The sequence below is a fragment of the Hansschlegelia beijingensis genome (genome assembly GCF_014196425.1).
In the GTDB taxonomy this organism is placed as follows: domain Bacteria; phylum Pseudomonadota; class Alphaproteobacteria; order Rhizobiales; family Methylopilaceae; genus Methylopila; species Methylopila beijingensis.
Map to the genome: position 1 here is coordinate 586,939 of NZ_JACIDR010000002.1, position 18,809 is coordinate 605,747.

The 18,809-nt window shown below is 69.6% G+C and carries 16 protein-coding genes and 1 tRNA gene; 10 read left to right on the plus strand and 7 right to left on the minus strand.

From position 1 onward, the window contains the following. Genes GGR24_RS09285 through miaB form a run of 4 tightly spaced genes read right to left on the minus strand, consistent with a single transcriptional unit; the run spans position 1 to position 3,967 of the window. The gene (locus GGR24_RS09285) at positions 1-987 is read right to left on the minus strand and encodes a hemolysin family protein (RefSeq protein WP_183395048.1); all 987 of its coding nucleotides are present in this window, start codon (positions 985-987) and stop codon (positions 1-3) included. Positions 988-1,000: 13 nt separating this feature from the next. Continuing rightward, positions 1,001-1,516, minus strand: a complete 516-nt coding sequence (gene ybeY / locus GGR24_RS09290; protein ID WP_183395049.1) for an rRNA maturation RNase YbeY — start codon at positions 1,514-1,516, stop codon at positions 1,001-1,003. Between the two features lie 10 nt (positions 1,517-1,526). Continuing rightward, complete coding sequence (locus tag GGR24_RS09295; RefSeq protein WP_183395050.1) at positions 1,527-2,585, minus strand: PhoH family protein; 1,059 nt, start codon at positions 2,583-2,585, stop codon at positions 1,527-1,529. After that, entirely contained in the window at positions 2,582-3,967 is a 1,386-nt protein-coding gene (gene miaB / locus GGR24_RS09300; protein ID WP_183395051.1) for a tRNA (N6-isopentenyl adenosine(37)-C2)-methylthiotransferase MiaB, read from the minus strand. Before miaB ends, GGR24_RS09295 begins: the two co-directional genes overlap by 4 nt. Positions 3,968-4,157: 190 nt before the next feature. Here miaB and GGR24_RS09305 point away from each other — a divergent pair, with 190 nt between their 5' ends. Further along, on the plus strand, positions 4,158-5,204 hold the full coding sequence (locus GGR24_RS09305) for an FUSC family protein (RefSeq protein ID WP_183395052.1): 1,047 nt from the start codon (positions 4,158-4,160) through the stop codon (positions 5,202-5,204). Here the strand turns inward: GGR24_RS09305 and GGR24_RS09310 are convergent. Continuing rightward, positions 5,201-5,611: a diacylglycerol kinase gene (locus tag GGR24_RS09310; protein ID WP_183395053.1), complete on the minus strand. Its 411-nt coding sequence runs from the start codon at positions 5,609-5,611 to the stop codon at positions 5,201-5,203. The two genes, GGR24_RS09305 and GGR24_RS09310, sit on opposite strands and share 4 nt — an antisense overlap. 62 nt (positions 5,612-5,673) lie before the next feature. After that, positions 5,674-7,224: an EAL domain-containing protein gene (locus tag GGR24_RS09315; RefSeq protein ID WP_183395054.1), complete on the minus strand. Its 1,551-nt coding sequence runs from the start codon at positions 7,222-7,224 to the stop codon at positions 5,674-5,676. A 257-nt stretch (positions 7,225-7,481) separates the two neighbouring features. On the opposite strand from GGR24_RS09315, the gene rimP reads away from it, so the two are divergent. From rimP to GGR24_RS09360, 9 genes are all read left to right on the plus strand, one after another. Next, positions 7,482-8,147, plus strand: a complete 666-nt coding sequence (gene rimP / locus GGR24_RS09320; protein ID WP_183395055.1) for a ribosome maturation factor RimP — start codon at positions 7,482-7,484, stop codon at positions 8,145-8,147. 6 nt (positions 8,148-8,153) lie between these two features. Beyond that, on the plus strand, positions 8,154-9,767 hold the full coding sequence (gene nusA / locus GGR24_RS09325; RefSeq protein WP_183395056.1) for a transcription termination factor NusA: 1,614 nt from the start codon (positions 8,154-8,156) through the stop codon (positions 9,765-9,767). Continuing rightward, a complete protein-coding gene (locus GGR24_RS09330) occupies positions 9,736-10,467 on the plus strand; it encodes an RNA-binding protein (RefSeq protein ID WP_183395057.1) in 732 nt (243 codons plus the stop codon). Before nusA ends, GGR24_RS09330 begins: the two co-directional genes overlap by 32 nt. After that, positions 10,464-13,166 carry a translation initiation factor IF-2 gene (infB, locus tag GGR24_RS09335; RefSeq protein WP_183395058.1) on the plus strand — a complete coding sequence of 901 codons (2,703 nt, stop codon included), beginning with the start codon at positions 10,464-10,466 and terminating at the stop codon, positions 13,164-13,166. The genes GGR24_RS09330 and infB overlap by 4 nt, the downstream gene beginning before the upstream one ends. A 201-nt stretch (positions 13,167-13,367) precedes the next feature. Then, the gene (gene rbfA, locus GGR24_RS09340; RefSeq protein WP_183395059.1) at positions 13,368-13,778 is read left to right on the plus strand and encodes a 30S ribosome-binding factor RbfA; all 411 of its coding nucleotides are present in this window, start codon (positions 13,368-13,370) and stop codon (positions 13,776-13,778) included. Then, positions 13,775-14,704: a tRNA pseudouridine(55) synthase TruB gene (gene truB, locus GGR24_RS09345; protein ID WP_183395060.1), complete on the plus strand. Its 930-nt coding sequence runs from the start codon at positions 13,775-13,777 to the stop codon at positions 14,702-14,704. Before rbfA ends, truB begins: the two co-directional genes overlap by 4 nt. Before the next feature lie 39 nt (positions 14,705-14,743). After that, entirely contained in the window at positions 14,744-15,013 is a 270-nt protein-coding gene (gene rpsO, locus GGR24_RS09350) for a 30S ribosomal protein S15 (RefSeq protein ID WP_183395061.1), read from the plus strand. 299 nt (positions 15,014-15,312) lie between these two features. Then, positions 15,313-17,553, plus strand: coding sequence for a polyribonucleotide nucleotidyltransferase (gene pnp / locus GGR24_RS09355; protein ID WP_183395062.1), 2,241 nt, complete (start codon positions 15,313-15,315; stop codon positions 17,551-17,553). A gap of 141 nt (positions 17,554-17,694) precedes the next feature. Beyond that, positions 17,695-18,129, plus strand: a complete 435-nt coding sequence (locus tag GGR24_RS09360; RefSeq protein ID WP_183395063.1) for a YciI family protein — start codon at positions 17,695-17,697, stop codon at positions 18,127-18,129. Positions 18,130-18,632: 503 nt separating this feature from the next. Here the strand turns inward: GGR24_RS09360 and GGR24_RS09365 are convergent. Beyond that, positions 18,633-18,708: transfer RNA gene (locus tag GGR24_RS09365), tRNA-Ala, on the minus strand. Positions 18,709-18,809: the final 101 nt, after the last annotated feature.

The following is an 18,809-nucleotide window of genomic DNA, read 5'->3' on the forward strand; positions in this document are numbered from 1 at the left end:
TCAGGCCGCGTCAGCGGCGTCTCCGGGCGTAGCCGATTCGCCAAGATCGTGCTCGGGCCTCGGGCCGTCGATGCCGACCTCGATCACGCGCCTGGGATCAGCGTCCCGCACCTCGAGCCGGTGCCCGCCGGGGCCTTCCACCACGTCGCCCGGCGCTGGGACGCGGCCGGCGAGCGTGACGATAAGGCCGCCGATCGTGTCGACCTCGTCGCGGAAGGGAGCGACGTCGAAGCTCGGGCCGACGGCTTCGGCGACCTCATCGAGCGGCGCCCGCGCGTCGGCGATGAAGCCACCCTGACCGTCCGGCCGGACGCTCGCCACCACGGACTCGTCGTGCTCGTCCTCGATCTCGCCGACGATCGTCTCGACCAGATCCTCGATCGTCACCAGTCCGTCCACTCCGCCATACTCGTCGATCACCAGGGCGAGGTGGATGTGCAGCGACTGCATCCGCGCCAGCAGGTCCGAGACCGGCATCGAGGGCGGCGCGAAGATCACCGGACGGACGAGGTCGAGATCCGCGATGCGCGCGCTGAGATCGACGCCGCCGGGGTCCAGCACGGATTCGCCGCCATGCACCTTCTGGGCGAACAGCGCGAGCGCGTCCTTCACATGGACCATGCCCTTCGGCTCATCGAGCGAGCCCTGGTGAATCGGCAGCCGCGAGTGGCCGCCCTCCGCGAAGGTCAGCAGCAACTGGCCGAAGGTGACGTCTTCGGAGACGGCCACCACGTCGGCGCGGTGCACCATGACGTCGTGCACCCTGGTCTCCCGCAGGGCCAGCACGTTGCGGAGCAGCGTGCGCTCCTGGGCGTTCACCGAGGAATCCTCGGCCGCCTCCTCGAGCGCCTCCGCTATGTCCTCGCGGGCCGTCGGGTGCGAGCCGAACCCGACGAAGGTCCGCAGCCGCTCCAGCCAGTTGTCGCGCGCCTCGCCGGTTGCGAGGACCGCTGCGCCAGGGCGGGCATGGCGTTCTGAAGGGGGCATCGGGGAGGTCGGCTCAGCTGTTCGTGGGGGTTTCGACGATGGCCGCATAAGGGTCGGCGACTCCGATGCGGGCCAGGGCCCGGATCTCGATCGCCTCCATGGCGTCGGCTTCGTCATCCTCGAGATGATCGAAGCCAAAGAGATGCAGGACGCCGTGGATGGTGAGGTGCGCGACGTGATCGCCCAGCGTCTTCTGCTCATCGCGGGCCTCGCGCGCGACGGTCTCGAAGGCGAGGATGACGTCGCCGAGCATCGGCGCTTCCGCCGTCTCGTCCGGCTCGACCGCCGGGAAGGTGAGGACGTTGGTCGGGCGATCCTTGGCCCGCCACTCGGCGTTGAGGGAGCGGACCCGCGCGTCGTCCGCGAGCGTCACGGCGAGCTCGGCGTCGGGACGCGCGAGCAATCCGGCTTCCGCGAAGGCCGCGCTCACGGCTTTCGCGATGATCGCCTCCGCCTCCGGCAGAACGCTCCAGAGGTCGCTGTCGCGCTCGACCTCGAGCGCGACGGGAGTAGGTCGATCCGGGCTCATGGCTCGAGGGTCACGGGTTCTGGCTCGGATGCGCGCCCTCATAGGCGCGAACGATGCGGGCGACGAGCTCGTGGCGCACCACGTCGGCGGCCGTGAAGCGCGTGACGCCGACGCCTTCGACCTCCTCGAGGAGGCCGATCGCCTCGGCGAGGCCGGAGACCTGGCCGGACGGAAGATCGATCTGGGTCGGGTCGCCGGTGATGATCATGCGGCTGTTCTCGCCGAGCCGGGTGAGAAACATCTTCATCTGCATCGAAGAAGTGTTCTGGGCCTCATCGAGCAGCACGACGGCGTTGGCGAGCGTCCGACCGCGCATGAAGGCGAGCGGCGCGATCTCGATCATGCCCGAAGCCATGCCGCGCTCGACCTTCTCGGGCGGCATCACGTCGTAGAGCGCATCGTAAAGCGGACGGAGATAGGGGTCGACCTTCTCCTTCATGTCGCCGGGAAGGAAGCCGAGCCGCTCGCCGGCCTCGACCGCCGGGCGGGAGAGGATGATGCGGTCGGCCTCGCCGCGCTCGATCAGCGCCGCCGCCCAGGCGACGGCGATGTATGTCTTGCCGGTCCCGGCGGGGCCGGTGGCGAACACCAGTTCGTGGCGGGCGAGCGCCCGCATATAGGCGTCCTGCGCCCCGGTGCGGGCGACGATCGTCTTCTTGCGGGTCGAGACCTGGGTGAAGCCCGGACGGGGCCCGTCGCCGTCGGACGGAAACAGCTGGCCCTGCGCGGTCGTCATCCGGATCGCGCCGTCGACGTCGCCGAGCGCGACGCTCTCGCCGCGGCGGACGCGGTCATAGAGGCTTTCGAGGACCTTCCGGGCCTGCTGGCAGGCCTCGATCGGGCCGCGCAGCGCCACATGGTTTCCGCGCACCGTCGCCTCGACGCTCAGCCGGCGCTCGAGGAATGCGAGGTTCTGGTCATGCGAGCCGAACAGGCTCGACGCGTGACGGTTGTCCTCGAACGCGAGGACCACTTCTCCCGGGGCCGCGGCGCCGCGGACGCCTGGGGCTTGCCGGGAGGCGGGTCCACGCAGCGGGTCGAAGCCGCGCACGATGGTCTCAGCGCTCAAATAGCGGTCTCCGCGAGCCGGGCTGAAGATCCGCGCGCGTCGCCCGCAGGCGCGGCGAACAGGCTGTTGGGGCCCACATCGGTGACCACCGCCTCGATGACGTCGCCTGCCTCGGCGCCCGGCCCGACCAGTTGCACAGGCTGAAGATAGGGCGAACGACCCGCGATCTGCCCGGGGTGACGGCCGGGCCGGTCAAGCAGCACGTCGATGCGCCGACCGACGAGAGAACGCGCGAAGGCGGCCTGTTGTTCAGTGATCAACGCCTGCAGGCGGAGCAGCCGCTCGGTCTTGAGGCCCTCGTCGACTTGCCCCGCACGGTCCGCCGCCGGGGTGCCGGGGCGCGGACTGTACTTGAACGTGAAGGCGCTCGCGTAGGCGGCCTCCCGAGCGATGGCGAGCGTCGCCTCGAAATCCGCGTCGGTCTCCCCCGGAAACCCAACGATGAAATCGCCCGACAGGGCGAGGTCCGGACGGGCGGCGCGAATGCGCTCCACCAGCCGCAGATAGTCCGCCGCGGTGTGCTTGCGGTTCATCGCCGCCAGGATGCGGTCGGAGCCCGACTGCACCGGCAGGTGCAGATAGGGCATCAGCTTGCCGAGATCGCGGTGGGCGGCGATCAGGTCGTCAGCCATGTCGCGCGGGTGGCTCGTCGTATAGCGAAGCCTGGCGAGCCCCGGGATCTCCGCGAGCTCGTAGAGCAGGCGCGCGAGCGACCAGTCGCGGCCGTCCGGCCCCTCGCCGTGATAGGCGTCGACGTTCTGCCCCAGCAGCGTGACCTCCCGGACGCCCGCCGCCACCAGGCGCTCCGTCTCGGCGACGATCTGCGACACCGGCCGCGACGCCTCGGCGCCTCGCGTATAGGGCACGACGCAGAACGTGCAGAACTTGTCGCAGCCTTCCTGCACCGTGACGAAGGCGGTCACGCCACGGCCGCGGATCGCCTTGGGGGTCGGGGCCGCCAGCCGCTCGAACTTGTCCTCGACCGCGAATTCGGTGTCGACCGGGCGGCCGCCGGCCTTCGCTTCGCGCAGCAATTCCGGCAGGCGCTGATAGCTCTGCGGCCCGACCACCAGATCCACCACCGGGGCCCGGCGCAGGATCTCGGCGCCTTCCGCCTGCGCGACGCAGCCGGCCACGGCGACCACAGGGGAGCGCCCGGTCTCGGCCTTCATCTTCCGGATGCGCCCGAGTTCGGAATAGACCTTCTCGGACGCCTTCTCGCGGATGTGGCAGGTGTTGAGCACGATGACGTCGGCATCGTCGACGCCGTCGGCCGCGACGTAGCCGTCGGGCGCAAGCGCGTCCGCCATGCGATCCGCGTCGTAGACGTTCATCTGACAGCCGTAGGACTTGACGAACAGTTTTGGGCGGCTGGCTGTCATTACGGCCGGATCTGGCGACTCCCGCGGTCGGCTCTCGCCGACCTTCACGGGCCAAGCCTTACCGCGAAACCGGCCCCAAGAGAATACGCCGCGAGCGCATCTTCCCGATGCGCCGGCGGACTGGGCCGGCGGGGCTGGTCAAACAGGCGCCGGCGGCACAGGTAACCGGCTCCCTGAAAGCGCGGCCGCCATGCAAGTTCGCTTTCCCGCCCGGTACGCCGTGGACATGCGCTTCGCGATCAGGGTCGCGACGGCCGCGGGCGCCGCGTTCGTGATCGCCACGCTGCTGCAACTGCCCCAGGGCTACTGGAGCGTGATCACCGCGCTGATCGTCGTGCAGGCGAACCTTGGCGGCACGGTCGCGGCCGCTCAGGAGCGGGCGGTCGGCACCGTGGTCGGGTCCGTCGTGGGCGGGGTGGCGGCGTTCCTGCATCCGCATACGCTGCTTGGAACCTCCGTCACGCTCACCGTCACGGTGGCGGCGCTCGCCTTCGCGGCGGCCGGACGGCCGATGCTGAGGATCGCGCCAATCACGGCCGCGATCCTGCTTGTCGCGACCGCGAGCAACGGGAACACGCTCGATACGGCCTTCGACCGCATCTTCGAGGTGCTGGTCGGCTGCGTGATCGGCGTGATCACCACCCTGGTGGTGTTTCCGACGACGATCGACCGGGATCTCGCCCGGGAGGCCCGCGCCATCGCCGGCGATATCGCGAAAGTGCTGCGCGGCGCGCCCGGTCGCCAGCCCGCCCCCGAGGCGATGCGGGCGCTGCTCGGGGCCCAGGAAGCCATCCGGCGCAAGCTCGCCGCGTTCGAGAAGGCGGTCGCGGACGCCAAGCGGGCGCCCGGCGGACGCGACGCCGCGGAGGCCGGAGCGGCGCTCGCGAGAGCCTTGTGGCGCGTGCGCAATGACGCGGTCGCAGTGGGCCGGACGCTCGCGACCTCGGACGCTCCGCGCGAACTGCTGGGGCAGGTCCCGGACGACATGATCCTGGCGGTCGCCGATATGCTCGACGACATCGCCGCGGGACGTTCGGCCGGACAGGGGCGCTCGAAGGTGGAGGCGCGGCTCGCCGGCCTCGACGCCGCCGTCTCCCGTCTTCGCCACGGCGACGAGTCGGTCGATATAGGGGCCGCCGTGCCGGCCATGGGCGTCGTCTTCGCGCTGCGTAACCTCGCCGGCAATGTGGGAGACCTGGCGGACCGACTGGGCGAGGCGCAGGACGCCGGCGACTAGTCGACGCTGGTGCCGCCCGCGACGAGCCACTCGGGCTTGAACCAGCGATCCGCCTCGCCGTCATAGGGCAGCCGGTTGATGTCCCAGTGCCGGATGAACGGCGCGTAGACGTCCCAGGCCTTGGGGCCGCCGCCCATATAGACGACGCGGCCGCGGAACTGCCTCAGGACCTCGCGGGGGTCCATGTGCGAGCGGATCACGAAGGTCGTCATCTGCTTCTTCGCCCAGTCCGGAACCGCCCCGATCGTCGTCGGGCCGGCGATCAGCACATGGCCCCGGGTGATGTCGAAGAAGCGGGCGACATCGGCGGTGAACTCCGGCCGCTGGTCGCCTTCCCAGGGAAGGTGGCCGTTGAGGCCGAGCTGGCCGCGGAGGCCGATGGCGCAGATGGCGCGGACGTCAGGCATGGGGCTTCCTCCGTAAGCCGGAAACGAGCGCGCGGCGGCGCGCGCTTCAGGCGTGTATCAGGTCAGCCGGCGAAGCTCTCGCTGCGATGGCCGTTCCCGACCATCGCGCGAGCCTGCTCGGCCGAGACCGGCGAGCCGATCAGCTCGCCCTGGGCCTGCTGGCAGCCCTGGCGCGCAAGCTCCTCGGTCTGCGCCTTCGTGGCCACCCCGTCCGCGATCACGGAGAGGTCCAGGCCCTGGCCGATGCCGATCAGCGTGCGCACCATCACGGCCGCCTGCCGGTCGTGCTCCATAGCGGCGACGAAGCTGCCGTCGATCTTGATGCCGTCGAGCTTGAGGCGCTGCAGGTTCCTGAGGTCCGAGTAGCCGGTGCCGAAATTGTCCGCGACGATCGAAATGCCCGCCGCCCGCAGCGGCGTGATCAGGATCTCGGCGGCTTCCGCGTCGCGGATCAGCGCGCCCTCGTCGATCTCGATCTTCAGCCGTTGAGGCGGAAGCCCGGTCTCGCGCAGCACGGCGAGGATGCGGTCGGCGAAGCTCCTGTCCCGCAGCAGCGCGCCCGGAAGGTCGAGCGACAGCCTGACCCAATCCGGCCAGGCGGTCGCGGCTCCGCAACCGCGGCGGAGCAGCTGCTCGGTGAGGCGCGGCAGAACCCCGGCTCCTTCCGCGATCGGCGACAGCCGATCCGCTGCGATCTCGCCGAACTTCGGATGGGACCACAGCGGCGACGCCTCGAAGGCCGCGATGCCGCCGCCGATGCGGGCGACGGGCTGAAAGCGCAGCTGGATCTCGTCAGCCTCCACGGCGCCCCGGATGGCGCGCTCCAGCTCGTCGCGCTGCTGCAGTTGCACGTCCATCGCCGGCTCGAAGAAGCGGACGCTGGAGGCCGGCTCCGCCTTGGCGCGATAGAGCGCGACGTCGGCTTTCCGGACCAGTTCGTCGGCGGTCGTCGCGTCCTGCGGCGCGAGGGCCACGCCGATCCCGAGCCCGATCGCGTGGCTTCCGCTCGAGGTGACGACCGGCTCGTCGAGGCTGTCCAGGACCCGGCGGGCGATGTTGGCCGCGCCCTCAGCTCCCTCCACGTTCCGCGAGAGGATGACGAACTCGTCGCCGCCGAGCCGCGCCACCAGATCCTGCTCGCGGACCGCCCGCAGGAGCCGCGCGCCGATATGGACCAGCACCTGGTCGCCGACCGGATGACCATGGATGTCGTTGATCTTCTTGAACCCGTTAAGGTCGATCATCAGCAGCGCGTGCGCCTCGGGCTCCGGCGGCAGCGCCAGCAACGCGGCCCTCAGGGCTTCTTCGAAGCGGCGCCGGTTCGGCAGCCCTGTCAGCGGATCCTGCAGGGCGAGCCTCATCACCTCCTCCTCCGCGGCGATCCTCCGCTCGTTTTCCCGCTTGTGGTCGCGGGCGCGCCTCCAGAAGAACGTCAGGACGGCCAGCATGCTCAGGGTGGACAGAGCCATGAGCTCGTCGAGTTCCACCCTCTCCTGCGATTCCGTCTCGCGTCCCAGATGCTGGAAGACGTCGAACTCGAAGGCGAAGAGCGTCGCGGCCGCGAGCAGCGCGAGCAGCAGCCCGCCGTCCAGGATCTTGACCCTATGTCTCACGAGGAAGGCTTTTCCTTTGCTCAGGGCTAGCGGGGGGAACATGGGGGGATCCCACGAAGCGGTGCAGGGATTTCGAAGAAGCGCCCGAGCTTCTGTTCCGGGCATTAACGCCGGGTTGCGCGGGCGGCCGGCGGCGCGGGCCTTGCGATCCCCGGGCGCGGAGCGTATATCACGGACATTCAAGACATCGTCGACTGGCTCGTAAGGGCCCTTCGAGGGTGGGTCCACCAGGGCCCGCTCCAAAACCATTTAGGCTCATGGCAGACGGTTTCCCGCTCGACACCGAAAGTCCGCTCGACGAGCCGCGGCTCGTGACGGAGAGCGGCGTTGACGCTCGCGTCGCCGCCATCGTGGCTCCGACGCTGCTCGATCTCGGCTTCCGGCTCGTTCGGGTGAAGAGCTCGGGCCGGGACGGCTACACGCTGCAGATCATGGCGGAGCGCGCTGACGGCACGTTCACGGTGGACGACTGCGAAGTGGCCTCCAAGGCGATCTCGCCCGTGCTCGACATCGAGGATCCGATCGACCGCGCCTACAATCTCGAGCTCTCCTCGCCGGGGATCGATCGCCCCCTGGTCAGGGTCTCGGACTTCGCGCGCTGGGCCGGACATCTCGCCAAGGTGGAGATGGAGGTCCCGGTCGAGGGGCGGAAGCGCTTCAAGGGGGTGATCGAGGGCGCGGAAGGCCTCAACGCCATCCTGCGCCGCGATGACGCCAAGAAGGACGAGCCCGTGCGCGTGGCGCTGCCGATCGCGGACATCAGCGAGGCGCGGCTCGTGCTTACGGACGATCTCATCCGCGAGGCGCTGCGCCGGGCGAAAGCCGCCGGCCGCGCGCCGGACGACGCTGCCGACATCCCGGAGACGGATGACGGACACAACGACGGGGACGGTCAGAAGTCCGCCTCGAAAGGACGGAGGTGACGTGACATGGCGGTGAGCGCCAACAGGCTCGAGCTTCTGCAGATCGCCGAGGCCGTCGCCCGCGAGAAGGTTATCGACAAGGCCATCGTGCTTGAGGCGATGGAGGACGCGATCCAGAAGGCCGCGCGGTCGCGCTATGGCCAGGAGACCGAAATCCGCGCCGAGATCAACCCGAAGTCGGGCGAGATCCGGCTGTCGCGGCTGATGCTGGTGGTCGATCAGGTCGAGAACGACAACATCGAGATCTCGGTCGAGGACGCGCGCCGCAAGAACCCGGCCGCGCAGGCGGGCGACTACATCGCCGAGACGCTGCCGCCGTTCGATTTCGGGCGCATCGCCGCGCAGTCGGCCAAGCAGGTCATCGTCCAGAAGGTCCGCGACGCCGAGCGCGACCGGCAGTACCAGGAGTACAAGGACCGCATCGGCGACATCGTGAACGGCCTCGTGAAGCGGGTCGAATACGGCAATGTGGTTGTCGACCTCGGTCGCGGCGAGGCGATCGTGCGCCGCGACGAACTGCTGCCGCGCGAGCTGTTCCGCGTCGGCGACCGCGTCCGGGCCTATGTCTACGACGTCCGCCGCGAACCGCGCGGACCGCAGATCTTCCTGTCCCGCACGCATCCGCAGTTCATGGCGAAGCTGTTCGCGCAGGAAGTGCCGGAAATCTATGACGGCGTGATCGAGGTGAAGGCGGTCGCCCGCGACCCTGGCTCGCGCGCCAAGATCGCGGTGATCTCGCGCGACTCGTCGATCGATCCCGTGGGCGCCTGCGTCGGCATGCGCGGCTCGCGCGTCCAGGCGGTCGTGCAGGAGCTGCAGGGCGAGAAGATCGACATCATTCCGTGGTCGCCCGACGCCGCCACCTTCATCGTCAACGCGCTGCAGCCCGCGCAGGTCGTGAAGGTCGTGCTCGACGAGGACAGCGCCAAGATCGAGGTCGTGGTTCCGGACGACCAGCTGTCGCTCGCGATCGGCCGTCGTGGCCAGAACGTGCGCCTCGCCTCCCAGCTCACCGGCTGGGACATCGACATCCTGACGGAGGCCGAGGAGAGCGAGCGCCGCCAGAAGGAGTTCCTGGCGCGCACGCAGACCTTCATGGAGGCGCTCGACGTCGATGAGACGCTGGGCCAGCTGCTGGCCGCGGAAGGCTTCACCTCGGTCGAGGAGGTCGCCTATGTCGATCTCGGCGAGCTGGCCTCGATCGAAGGCTTCGACGAGGACATGGCCTCCGAGATCCAGAACCGCGCTCAGGACTATCTGGCGCGCATCGAGGCCGAGCACGACGAAAAGCGTCGGGAGCTTGGCGTCGCCGACGAGCTCAGGGAAGTGCCGGGCGTCACCACCGCGATGCTGGTCGCCTTCGGCGAGCACGACATCAAGACGGTGGAGGATCTCGCCGGCTGCGCGACCGACGACCTGGTCGGCTGGATCGATCGCTCGGGCCCCGAGGCGCGCCGCGAGGCGGGCGCGCTCGACGGTTTCGAGATCTCGCGCGACGAGGCCGAGCACATCATCATGCAGGCGCGCGTGAAGGCGGGCTGGATCGACGAGGCCGACCTGGCGCAGCCCGAGGAGGAGGCGCCGGCCGATGAGGGAGCGGCCGAGCCTGCCGGCGCGTGACGAGAGCGCTCCAGGGGCGGAACGCGAGGACGATCGCGCCGCCCCCGAGCGCACCTGCGTGGCGACGCGGGCCGTCCTGCCGGCGGAGGAGCTGATCCGCTTCGTCCGCGCGCCGGACGGCGCCGTCGTGCCCGATCTGAAGCGCGCCCTGCCGGGGCGGGGCGTCTGGGTGACGGCGAACGCCGGCGCGGTTCGGCTCGCGATCAAGCGCAAGGCTTTCGCGCGCGGATTCCGGGAGCCCGTTCAGGTCGATCCGGAACTCCCGGAGCGGGTGGACGAGTTGATCGAGCGGCAGGCCCTCGCCATGTTGGGCTTCGCCAACAAGGCGGGTCGGCTGACATGCGGCTTCGCGAAGGTTGAGGCGGCGCTTGCGGGCGAGCCCGTGGTGGCGTTGATCGAGGCCGCCGATGCGAGCCCGGATGGCGTGCGCAAGCTCGGCCAGGCGCTGACCCGCCTCGGCAGGTCCGCGCAGGTCCGTCGGGTGCGGCTGTTCCGCTCCGGGCAATTGGACTTGGCGTTGGGGCGGTCGAATGTGGTACATGCAGCGCTACTCGCAGGCCCGGTCAGCGCTGCTTTTCTCGCGCGATGCGATGCGCTCGCGCGGTACAGGGACGTGAGCGAAGGGTCAGACCCGGCGGACGCCGCCCGGTCGACGGATGCAGGGTCGGGCGACAAGCCCGTAGGAACGGACAGGGCATGACGGATACGAAGAATACGGGCGATAAGACTCTGACGGCCTCGCCGAAGACGCTGACGCTGAAGCGTCCGTCGGAATCCGGCGTGGTGCGGCAGAGCTTTAGCCACGGCCGCACCAATGCGGTGGTGGTTGAGAAGGTGAAGCGACGGGTCCTGACGCCCGGCGAGGCGAAGGCCCAGGCCGCGCCGCCTGCTCCCGCCCCTGCAGCTCCGCGTCCCGCTGCTCCCACGCCGCCGCCCGCCCGACAGGAGGCGTCGCCCGCGCCGAGCCAGCCGCGGCCCGCGCCCCAGCGTCCCGCCGGGGGCGGCCGACCGGGCGCCGGAATGGTGCTGCGCACGCTGACCAGCGACGAGATGGGCGCCCGCGCCCAGGCGCTCGCCGGCGCGCGGGTTCGCGAGGCCGAGGACCGCAAGCGCGCCGAAGAGGAGGCGCGCGCCCGGATCATCCGCGAGGCGAACGAAGAACGTGAGCGGCTCGCCGCCGAAGCGCGCAAGCGCGAGGAGGACGCGCGTCGCCAGCAGGAGGAAGAGGCCAAGCGTCGCGCTGAGGTCGAGGCCGCCAAGCGTCTCGGCGAAGAGGCGCCGGCGCCCGCCGCGCCCGCGCCCGCCCCGACGTCGGCTCCGGCTGCGCGCGCGCCGTCGTCCGCCGCGCCGCGCCCGCGCAGCTTCGAGGGCGCGAGCCCCGCCACGCCCACGCGCCGGCCTATGCCGGACGTGGAGGAGCCCGCCCGCGCCGCGCCGCGCCGCATGGGTCCGGGCCCTGCCCGGCCGGTCACGCCTCCGAAGCCCGAGCGCACCCGCGCCGCTCCGACCAAGGAGCGCGGCCGCCTGACCATCACCACCGCGACCGGATCGAGCGGCGAAGACCGCACGCGCTCCGTCGCCTCCTACCGCCGCCGCGTCCAGCGCATGAAGGGCGTGCAGGAGCCGAAGGAGAAGCTGGCCCGCGAGGTGACGCTGCCGGAGACCATCACGGTCCAGGAGCTCGCGAACCGCATGTCGGAGCGCGCGATCGACGTGGTGCGCCTGCTCATGAAGCAGGGCGTCATGAAGAAGAGCACCGACCTCATCGACGCCGACACGGCGCAGCTCCTCGCCGAGGAGCTCGGCCACACGGTGCGCCGCGTGGCGGAGAGCGACGTCGAGGAAGGCCTGTTCGACGAGGCCGATCCCGTGGAGTCGCTGCAGCCGCGTCCGCCGGTGATCACCATCATGGGCCATGTCGATCACGGCAAGACGTCGCTGCTCGACGCGATCCGCCACACCAGCGTCCAGCGCGGGGAAGCGGGCGGCATCACGCAGCATATCGGCGCCTATCAGGTGACCTCGCCGCTCGGCGGCAAGCTCACCTTCATCGACACGCCGGGCCACGCCGCCTTCACGGCGATGCGCGCCCGCGGCGCCAAGGCGACGGACATCGTGGTGCTGGTGGTGGCCGCCGATGACGGCGTCATGCCGCAGACGGCGGAGGCCATCAACCACGCCCGCGCGGCCGGCGTGCCGATCATCGTGGCGATCAACAAGATCGACAAGGAAGACGCCAACCCCGGCAAGGTGCGCGGCGAACTTCTGCAGTACGAGATCCAGGTCGAGTCGCTCGGCGGCGAGACGCTCGAGGTCGAGGTGTCGGCCAAGACCGGCGAGAACCTCGACAAGCTGCTCGAGATCATCCAGCTGCAGGCCGAGATTCTCGAGCTGAAGGCGAACCCCGACCGGACGGCCGAGGGAACCGTGATCGAGGCGAAGCTCGACCGCGGCCGCGGCCCGGTCGCGACCGTGCTGGTCCAGCGCGGCACGCTGCGCCAGGGCGACATCGTCGTGGCGGGCTCCGAATGGGGTCGCGTGCGCGCCCTCGTCGACGACAAGGGCGGCAACGTCGCGGAGGCCGGGCCGTCCACTCCGGTGGAGATCCTCGGCTTCAACGGCGCGCCGGAGGCCGGCGACCGGCTCGCGGTCGTCGAGAACGAGGCCCGCGCCCGCGAGATCGCCGAGTACCGCACGCGCCAGAAGCGCGAGAAGGCGGCGGCCCGCGCCACCGTCCGCGTCTCCGGCCTCGAGGAGATGATGTCGCAGATCAAGGTCGCCGGCCGGAAGGAGCTTCCGCTGGTGATCAAGGGCGACGTCCAGGGTTCGGTGGAAGCGATCGTCCAGGCGCTCGAAAAGATCGGCAACGACGAGGTGGGCGTTCGCGTCCTGCTCTCCGGGGTCGGCGGCGTGACGGAAAGCGACGTGATCCTCGCCTCGGCCTCGAACGCCGCCGTGCTCGGCTTCAACGTTCGCGCGCTGAAGGAAGCGCGCGATGCGGCGGAGCGGACCGGCACCGAGATCCGCTACTACAACATCATCTACGACCTGGTGGACGACATTAAGTCGACCATGTCCGGGATGCTGTCGCCGGAGCGGCGCGAGGAGTTCCTGGGCAACGCCCAGATTCTCGAGATCTTCTCGGTCACCAAGGTCGGCAAGATCGCCGGCTGTCTGGTCACGGAAGGCGTCGTCCAGAAGGGCGCCGGCGTGCGTCTCATCCGCGACAACGTCGTCATCCACGAGGGCAAGCTCGCGACCCTCAAGCGCTTCAAGGACGATGTCCCGGAAGTGCGCGCCGGCACCGAGTGCGGCATGTCCTTCGAGAACTACCAGGACATGCGCGCCGGCGACGTCATCGAGTGCTACCGCGTCACCGAGGTGAAGCGGTCGCTCTGATCGCGAACGCATGAACGCGACGTTCCGGCCGAAGCGGCGAAGCCGTCTCGAGCCGGACCGCGCGTCCGAAGAGCGTCAGTCCTGAGGACGGCCGGTCGCCCGGCCTGGACGCTTACAGATCGAACATCCCGCTCATGGCCGGTCCGATCCCGGTCCTGACGGCTCGCCGCGAGGCGGCCGCTCGGCGCAAAGGAAGAAATCATGTCACGCCAATCCGGGCCGAAGGGCCCCTCCCAGCGCATGCTTCGCGTGGGCGAACTCGTGCGCCATGCGCTCGCCGACGTGCTTCAGCGCGGCGAGGTGATGGACCCGGTGCTCGAGAAGCACGTCATCACCGTGCCCGAAGTCCGGATGACGCCCGACCTCAAGCTCGCGACCGCCTTCGTGATGCCGCTCGGCGGCAAGGACGAGGAGAAGGTGCTGAAGGCGCTCGACGCCAACCGCAAGCAGCTTCGGATGATGGTGGTGAAGCGGCTGGCGCTGAAGTCCGCGCCGGACCTGCGCTTCCGCATCGACGACAGCTTCGACCGCGGTTCGCAGATCGACGCGTTGCTCCGTTCGCCGGAAGTCGCCCGCGACCTGCGGACCGACGAGCCGGAGGACGAGCGGTGAGCCGCCGGAAGAAGGGGCTCGACATCTCGGGCTGGCTGGTGCTCGACAAGCCGATCGGCGTCACCTCGACGCACGCCGTCTCGAAGGCCCGCTGGCTCTACCAAGCCAAGAAGGCGGGCCACGCCGGCACGCTCGATCCGCTCGCTTCCGGAATTCTGCCGATCGCGTTCGGCGAGGCGACCAAGACCGTGCCGTTCGTGATGGACGGCCGCAAGGTCTATCGCTTCGAGGTTCTCTGGGGGGTCGAGACCAACACCGACGACGCCGAAGGGGAGGCGGTCGAGACGTCCGAACACCGCCCGACGCGTGAGGCGATCCTCGACGTCCTGCCGTCCTTCCGCGGACAGGTCTCCCAGATCCCGCCGAAGTTCTCGGCGCTGAAGATCGACGGCGCGCGGGCCTATGACCTCGCGCGCGAGGGCGAGGAGGTGATCCTCGAGCCCCGGATCGTCGACGTCCACCGGCTCGATCTCGTCGACATGCCGGCGCCGGATCGCGCCGTTTTCGAGACCGAGTGCGGCAAGGGCACCTATGTCCGGGCGATCGCGCGCGACATGGGGCGGGCGCTCGGCACACGCGCTCACATCGTCTCGCTGAGACGCACGATGGTGGGCGGCTTCAACGAGGAACACGCGATTTCGCTGGACGAACTGGAGCGATTGCGACAGGGTGCCGGCGGCGAGCAAGGTCTCGCTGACGCTCTCCTTCCTGTCGAGACGGCGCTGGACGACATCCCGGCGCTCGCCGTCAACAGGGCGGAGGCGGCCCGACTGCTCAATGGGCAGCCGGTGCTGCTGCGTGGACGGGATGCCCCGACCTTCCAGGGTACGGTGTCCGTGACGGCCGACGGCGCGTTGATCGCGCTCGCCGAGATCGAACGCGGCGAACTCCATCCCCGACGCATCTTCAACCTCGACCGGCCTTGAGCCGGCCGGGAACCAACAACCGATCGAACGAGAGACCCGATGTCGATCACCGCTGAACGCAAGAAGGAAGTGGTCGCCCAGTACGCGACCAAGGAAGGCGACACCGGTTCGCCGGAAGTGCAGGTCGCCGTGCTGACCGAGCGCATCGCCAATCTGACCCAGCACTTCAAGACCCACGCGAAGGACAACCATTCGCGTCGCGGTCTGCTGAAGATGGTCAGCCAGCGCCGCTCGCTGCTCGACTACGTCAAGAGCAAGGATCCGGCCCGGTACCAGACCCTGATCGAGCGTCTCGGCATCCGCCGCTGACGCTTGTCCGCGCCCGGCCGCAGGCCGGGCGTCGCTGACCGCTTTCGGGACGCGAAAGAAGCACAAGCGACCGAAGCCGATCTTCGGCCGCTGAATTCAATGCCGTCACCGGCGCAATGGGGCGCCGGCGACGAATGACAGACGAAAGGGACCCGGGACGCCATCGGGCCCGAACGTCATGGGGCAGGATCGCAGGGCGCTTCTCCGTTCAGGGAGGAAGCGCCGCGCCGTCTTGCCCGTGGCGTAAAGACAGAGCCCGACGGCTTCCTTGAGGTCTCAGACCCAAGGACAACAGACGCATGTTCGAAATTCATCGCGAAAAGATCGAGTGGGCCGGCCGCACGCTGACGCTCGAGACGGGCCATGTCGCCCGTCAGGCTGACGGCGCCGTGCTCGTCACCTATGGCGAGACCACGGTGCTCGCGACCGCCGTCTCCGCCAAGGCCCCGAAGGCCGGCGTCGACTTCTTCCCGCTGACCGTCAACTACACCGAGAAGTACTACGCCGCGGGCCGCATCCCGGGCGGCTACTTCAAGCGCGAGCGCGGCCCGACCGAGAAGGACACGCTGACGTCGCGGCTGATCGATCGGCCGATCCGTCCGCTGTTCGCGGACGGCTACAAGAACGACACCCAGGTCGTCGTCACCGTTCTCTCCTACGACCTTGAGAACGATCCCGACATCGTCGGCATGATCGGCGCCTCGGCGGCGCTGACGCTCTCGGGCGTGCCCTTCATGGGCCCGATCGGCGGCGCGCGCGTCGGCTACATCGACGGCGAATACGTGCTGAACCCGGTCGCCGACCGCATGCCGACCTCCGATCTCGATCTGGTCGTGGCCGGCACCCAGGACGCGGTGCTGATGGTGGAGTCGGAGGCCAAGGAGCTCTCCGAGGAAGTCATGCTTGGCGCGGTCATGTTCGGCCACAAGGGCTTCCAGCCGGTGATCGACGCGATCATCCGCCTCGCCGAGAAGGCCGCCAAGGAGCCGCGCGACCACCAGATCGACGACGTCTCGGAGATCGAGGCCAAGCTGCGCGAGCTGGTCGAGTCGGACCTGCGCGACGCCTACAAGATCAAGCGCAAGCAGGACCGTCAGGACGCGGTCTCGGCCGCTAAGAAGAAGGCGCTCGCCGCCCTCTCCGGCGAAGGCGTCGAGAACCCGGTCGATCCGCTCAAGCTCGGCGCGGTGTTCAAGGAGCTCGAGGCCAAGATCGTCCGCTGGGCGATCCTCGACGACAAGATCCGCATCGACGGCCGCGACCTCACCACGGTTCGCCCGATCCTCTCGGAAGTCGGCGTCCTGCCGCGCACCCATGGTTCGGCGATCTTCACCCGCGGCGAGACGCAGGCGCTGGTCGTCGCGACCCTCGGCACGGGCGAGGACGAGCAGTTCATCGACGCGCTCGGCGGCACCTACAAGGAGCGCTTCCTGCTCCACTACAACTTCCCGCCCTACTCGGTGGGCGAGACCGGCCGCATGGGCGCGCCCGGCCGCCGCGAGGTCGGCCACGGGAAGCTCGCCTGGCGCGCCATCCACCCGATGCTGCCGAAGGCGGACGAGTTCCCCTACACGCTGCGCATCGTCTCGGAGATCACGGAGTCGAACGGCTCGTCCTCGATGGCTTCCGTGTGCGGCGCCTCGCTCGCCGCGATGGACGCAGGCGTGCCGCTGAAGCGCCCGGTCGCGGGCATCGCGATGGGCCTGATCCTCGAGGGTGAGAAGTTCGCGGTGCTGTCCGACATCCTCGGCGACGAGGATCACCTCGGCGACATGGACTTCAAGGTGGCCGGCACCGATCAGGGCGTCACGGCGCTCCAGATGGACATCAAGATCGCCGGCATCACCGAGGAGATCATGAAGGTCGCCCTCGGCCAGGCGAAGGACGGCCGCCTCGGCATTCTCGGCGAGATGGCGAAGGCCATCGCGACGGGACGCTCGGAGCTCGGCGAGTACGCGCCGCGCATCGAGGTCATCAAGATCCCGACCGACAAGATCCGCGAAGTGATCGGCACCGGCGGCAAGGTGATCCGCGAGATCGTCGAGAAGACCGGCGCCAAGGTGAACATCGAGGACGACGGCACGGTCAAGATCGCCTCCAGCGACGGCAAGGCCATCAAGGCGGCGATCAACTGGATCAAGTCGATCGCCTCGGATCCGGAAGTCGGCCAGGTCTATGACGGCACGGTCGTGAAGGTCGTCGAGTTCGGCGCCTTCGTGAACTTCTTCGGCGCCAAGGACGGCCTCGTCCATGTCAGCCAGATCAGCCAGGAGCGCGTCGCCAAGGTCTCGGACGTCCTCAAGGAGGGCGACAAGGTCAAGGTGAAGCTCATGGGCTTCGACGATCGCGGCAAGACCCGCCTCTCGATGAAGGTCGTCGACCAGGAGACCGGCGAGGACCTCGAGGCCAAGGGCGGCTCCGCTCCGGCCGGCGAGGCTCCGGCGGCTGAGGCCGGTTCCGGCTCCGAGGGCGGCGACGAGCAGCGCCCGGGCGGCGGCCGGCGCCGCCGCGGCCCGCGCCGCGAAGAGGCCGCCGAGTGAGCTGACGCTCCTGCGACAGGATCTGAAAAGGCGGCCTCCGGGCCGCCTTTTTTTGTGTCGCTTCGCCTGTCGGCTGGCGACATCCTCGGACGTCCTAGAGCCGACCGCGGCTGGGGCCGCCGAACCCCGAGGAGGAATGCGATGCGCTTCATGATCATCCGCAAGGCCGACGCCGACACGGAAGCCGGCAAGATGCCCTCCGAGGCGCTGCTCCAGGCGATGGGCGACTACAACAAGCAGATGCTGGACGCCGGCGTGATGGTCACCGGAGAAGGGCTGAAGCCGACGTCGGCCGGCGCCCGCGTCCGGATCTCACGCGACGGGGCGGCTCCCGTCGTCACCGACGGGCCGTTTGCAGAATCCAAGGAACTCGTCGCGGGTTTCACCATCATCGAGGTGGCCTCGAAGGAAGAGGCGCTCGATTGGGTCAGGCGCTGGCCGCGCGAGGACGCGCCCGTCGAGCTCGAGCTCAGGCAGGTCTATGAGCTCTCGGATTTTGCCGTCGACCCCGCCGAGGCGCCCGAGGGATGGCGCGCCATGGAGCAGGCGTTTCGGGACCGCCAGAGCGGCCGCTGAGACCCGCCGTCAGGCGAGCCCCTCCGGCCTCCGGAGAAGCTCCAGAGCGCGCCTGAGGGGCCTGCAGGGGGTTGTCAGAATCAGGAGGTGGGGCGGGCGCACCGGCCGATCCGGCGCCGCCTGACGCCCAGCAGGGCGCGCGTGTCGCGCGACGTGCCGCCGACCCCTGCGCGCGCCGATCGGAAACCCCGACGGCCGGGCGGCCCGTCGCCGCCGCACGGCGACGTCGGGGTCAGGAATCGAGCTCTGCGGGACAATGAGGCGCGCCCCAGCGACCCCTCGCTTTCCGTTCGGAAGAGATCGCGATTCCGGCGGGGCGGGACGCGACGCCCGCTTCCCGGCGTCCGGAGGCGCCGGAGGGATCCTGCGCCGGTATGCGGCCTGTCGCGTCGAAAGCCGCGGGCGTTGACGCTCATCGACCGACGGCGTCGGTCAAGCCGAGAAGCCGGCCGGAAAGGCCTGCTCAGGTCACGCGGATGTGGAGAAGTTCGTCACCGGGGAAGTGGTGGAGCCGAGGGGATTCGAACCCCTGACCTCTGCAGTGCGATTGCAGCGCTCTCCCAACTGAGCTACGGCCCCGCATCCCCGAAGGCGCGCATTTAGGTTGCCCGCCCGCGCACTGTCAAGCGCCGGTCTCGCGGCGGCTTGCCCGGCCGGGCCACGGCCGTTATTGGTCGCGT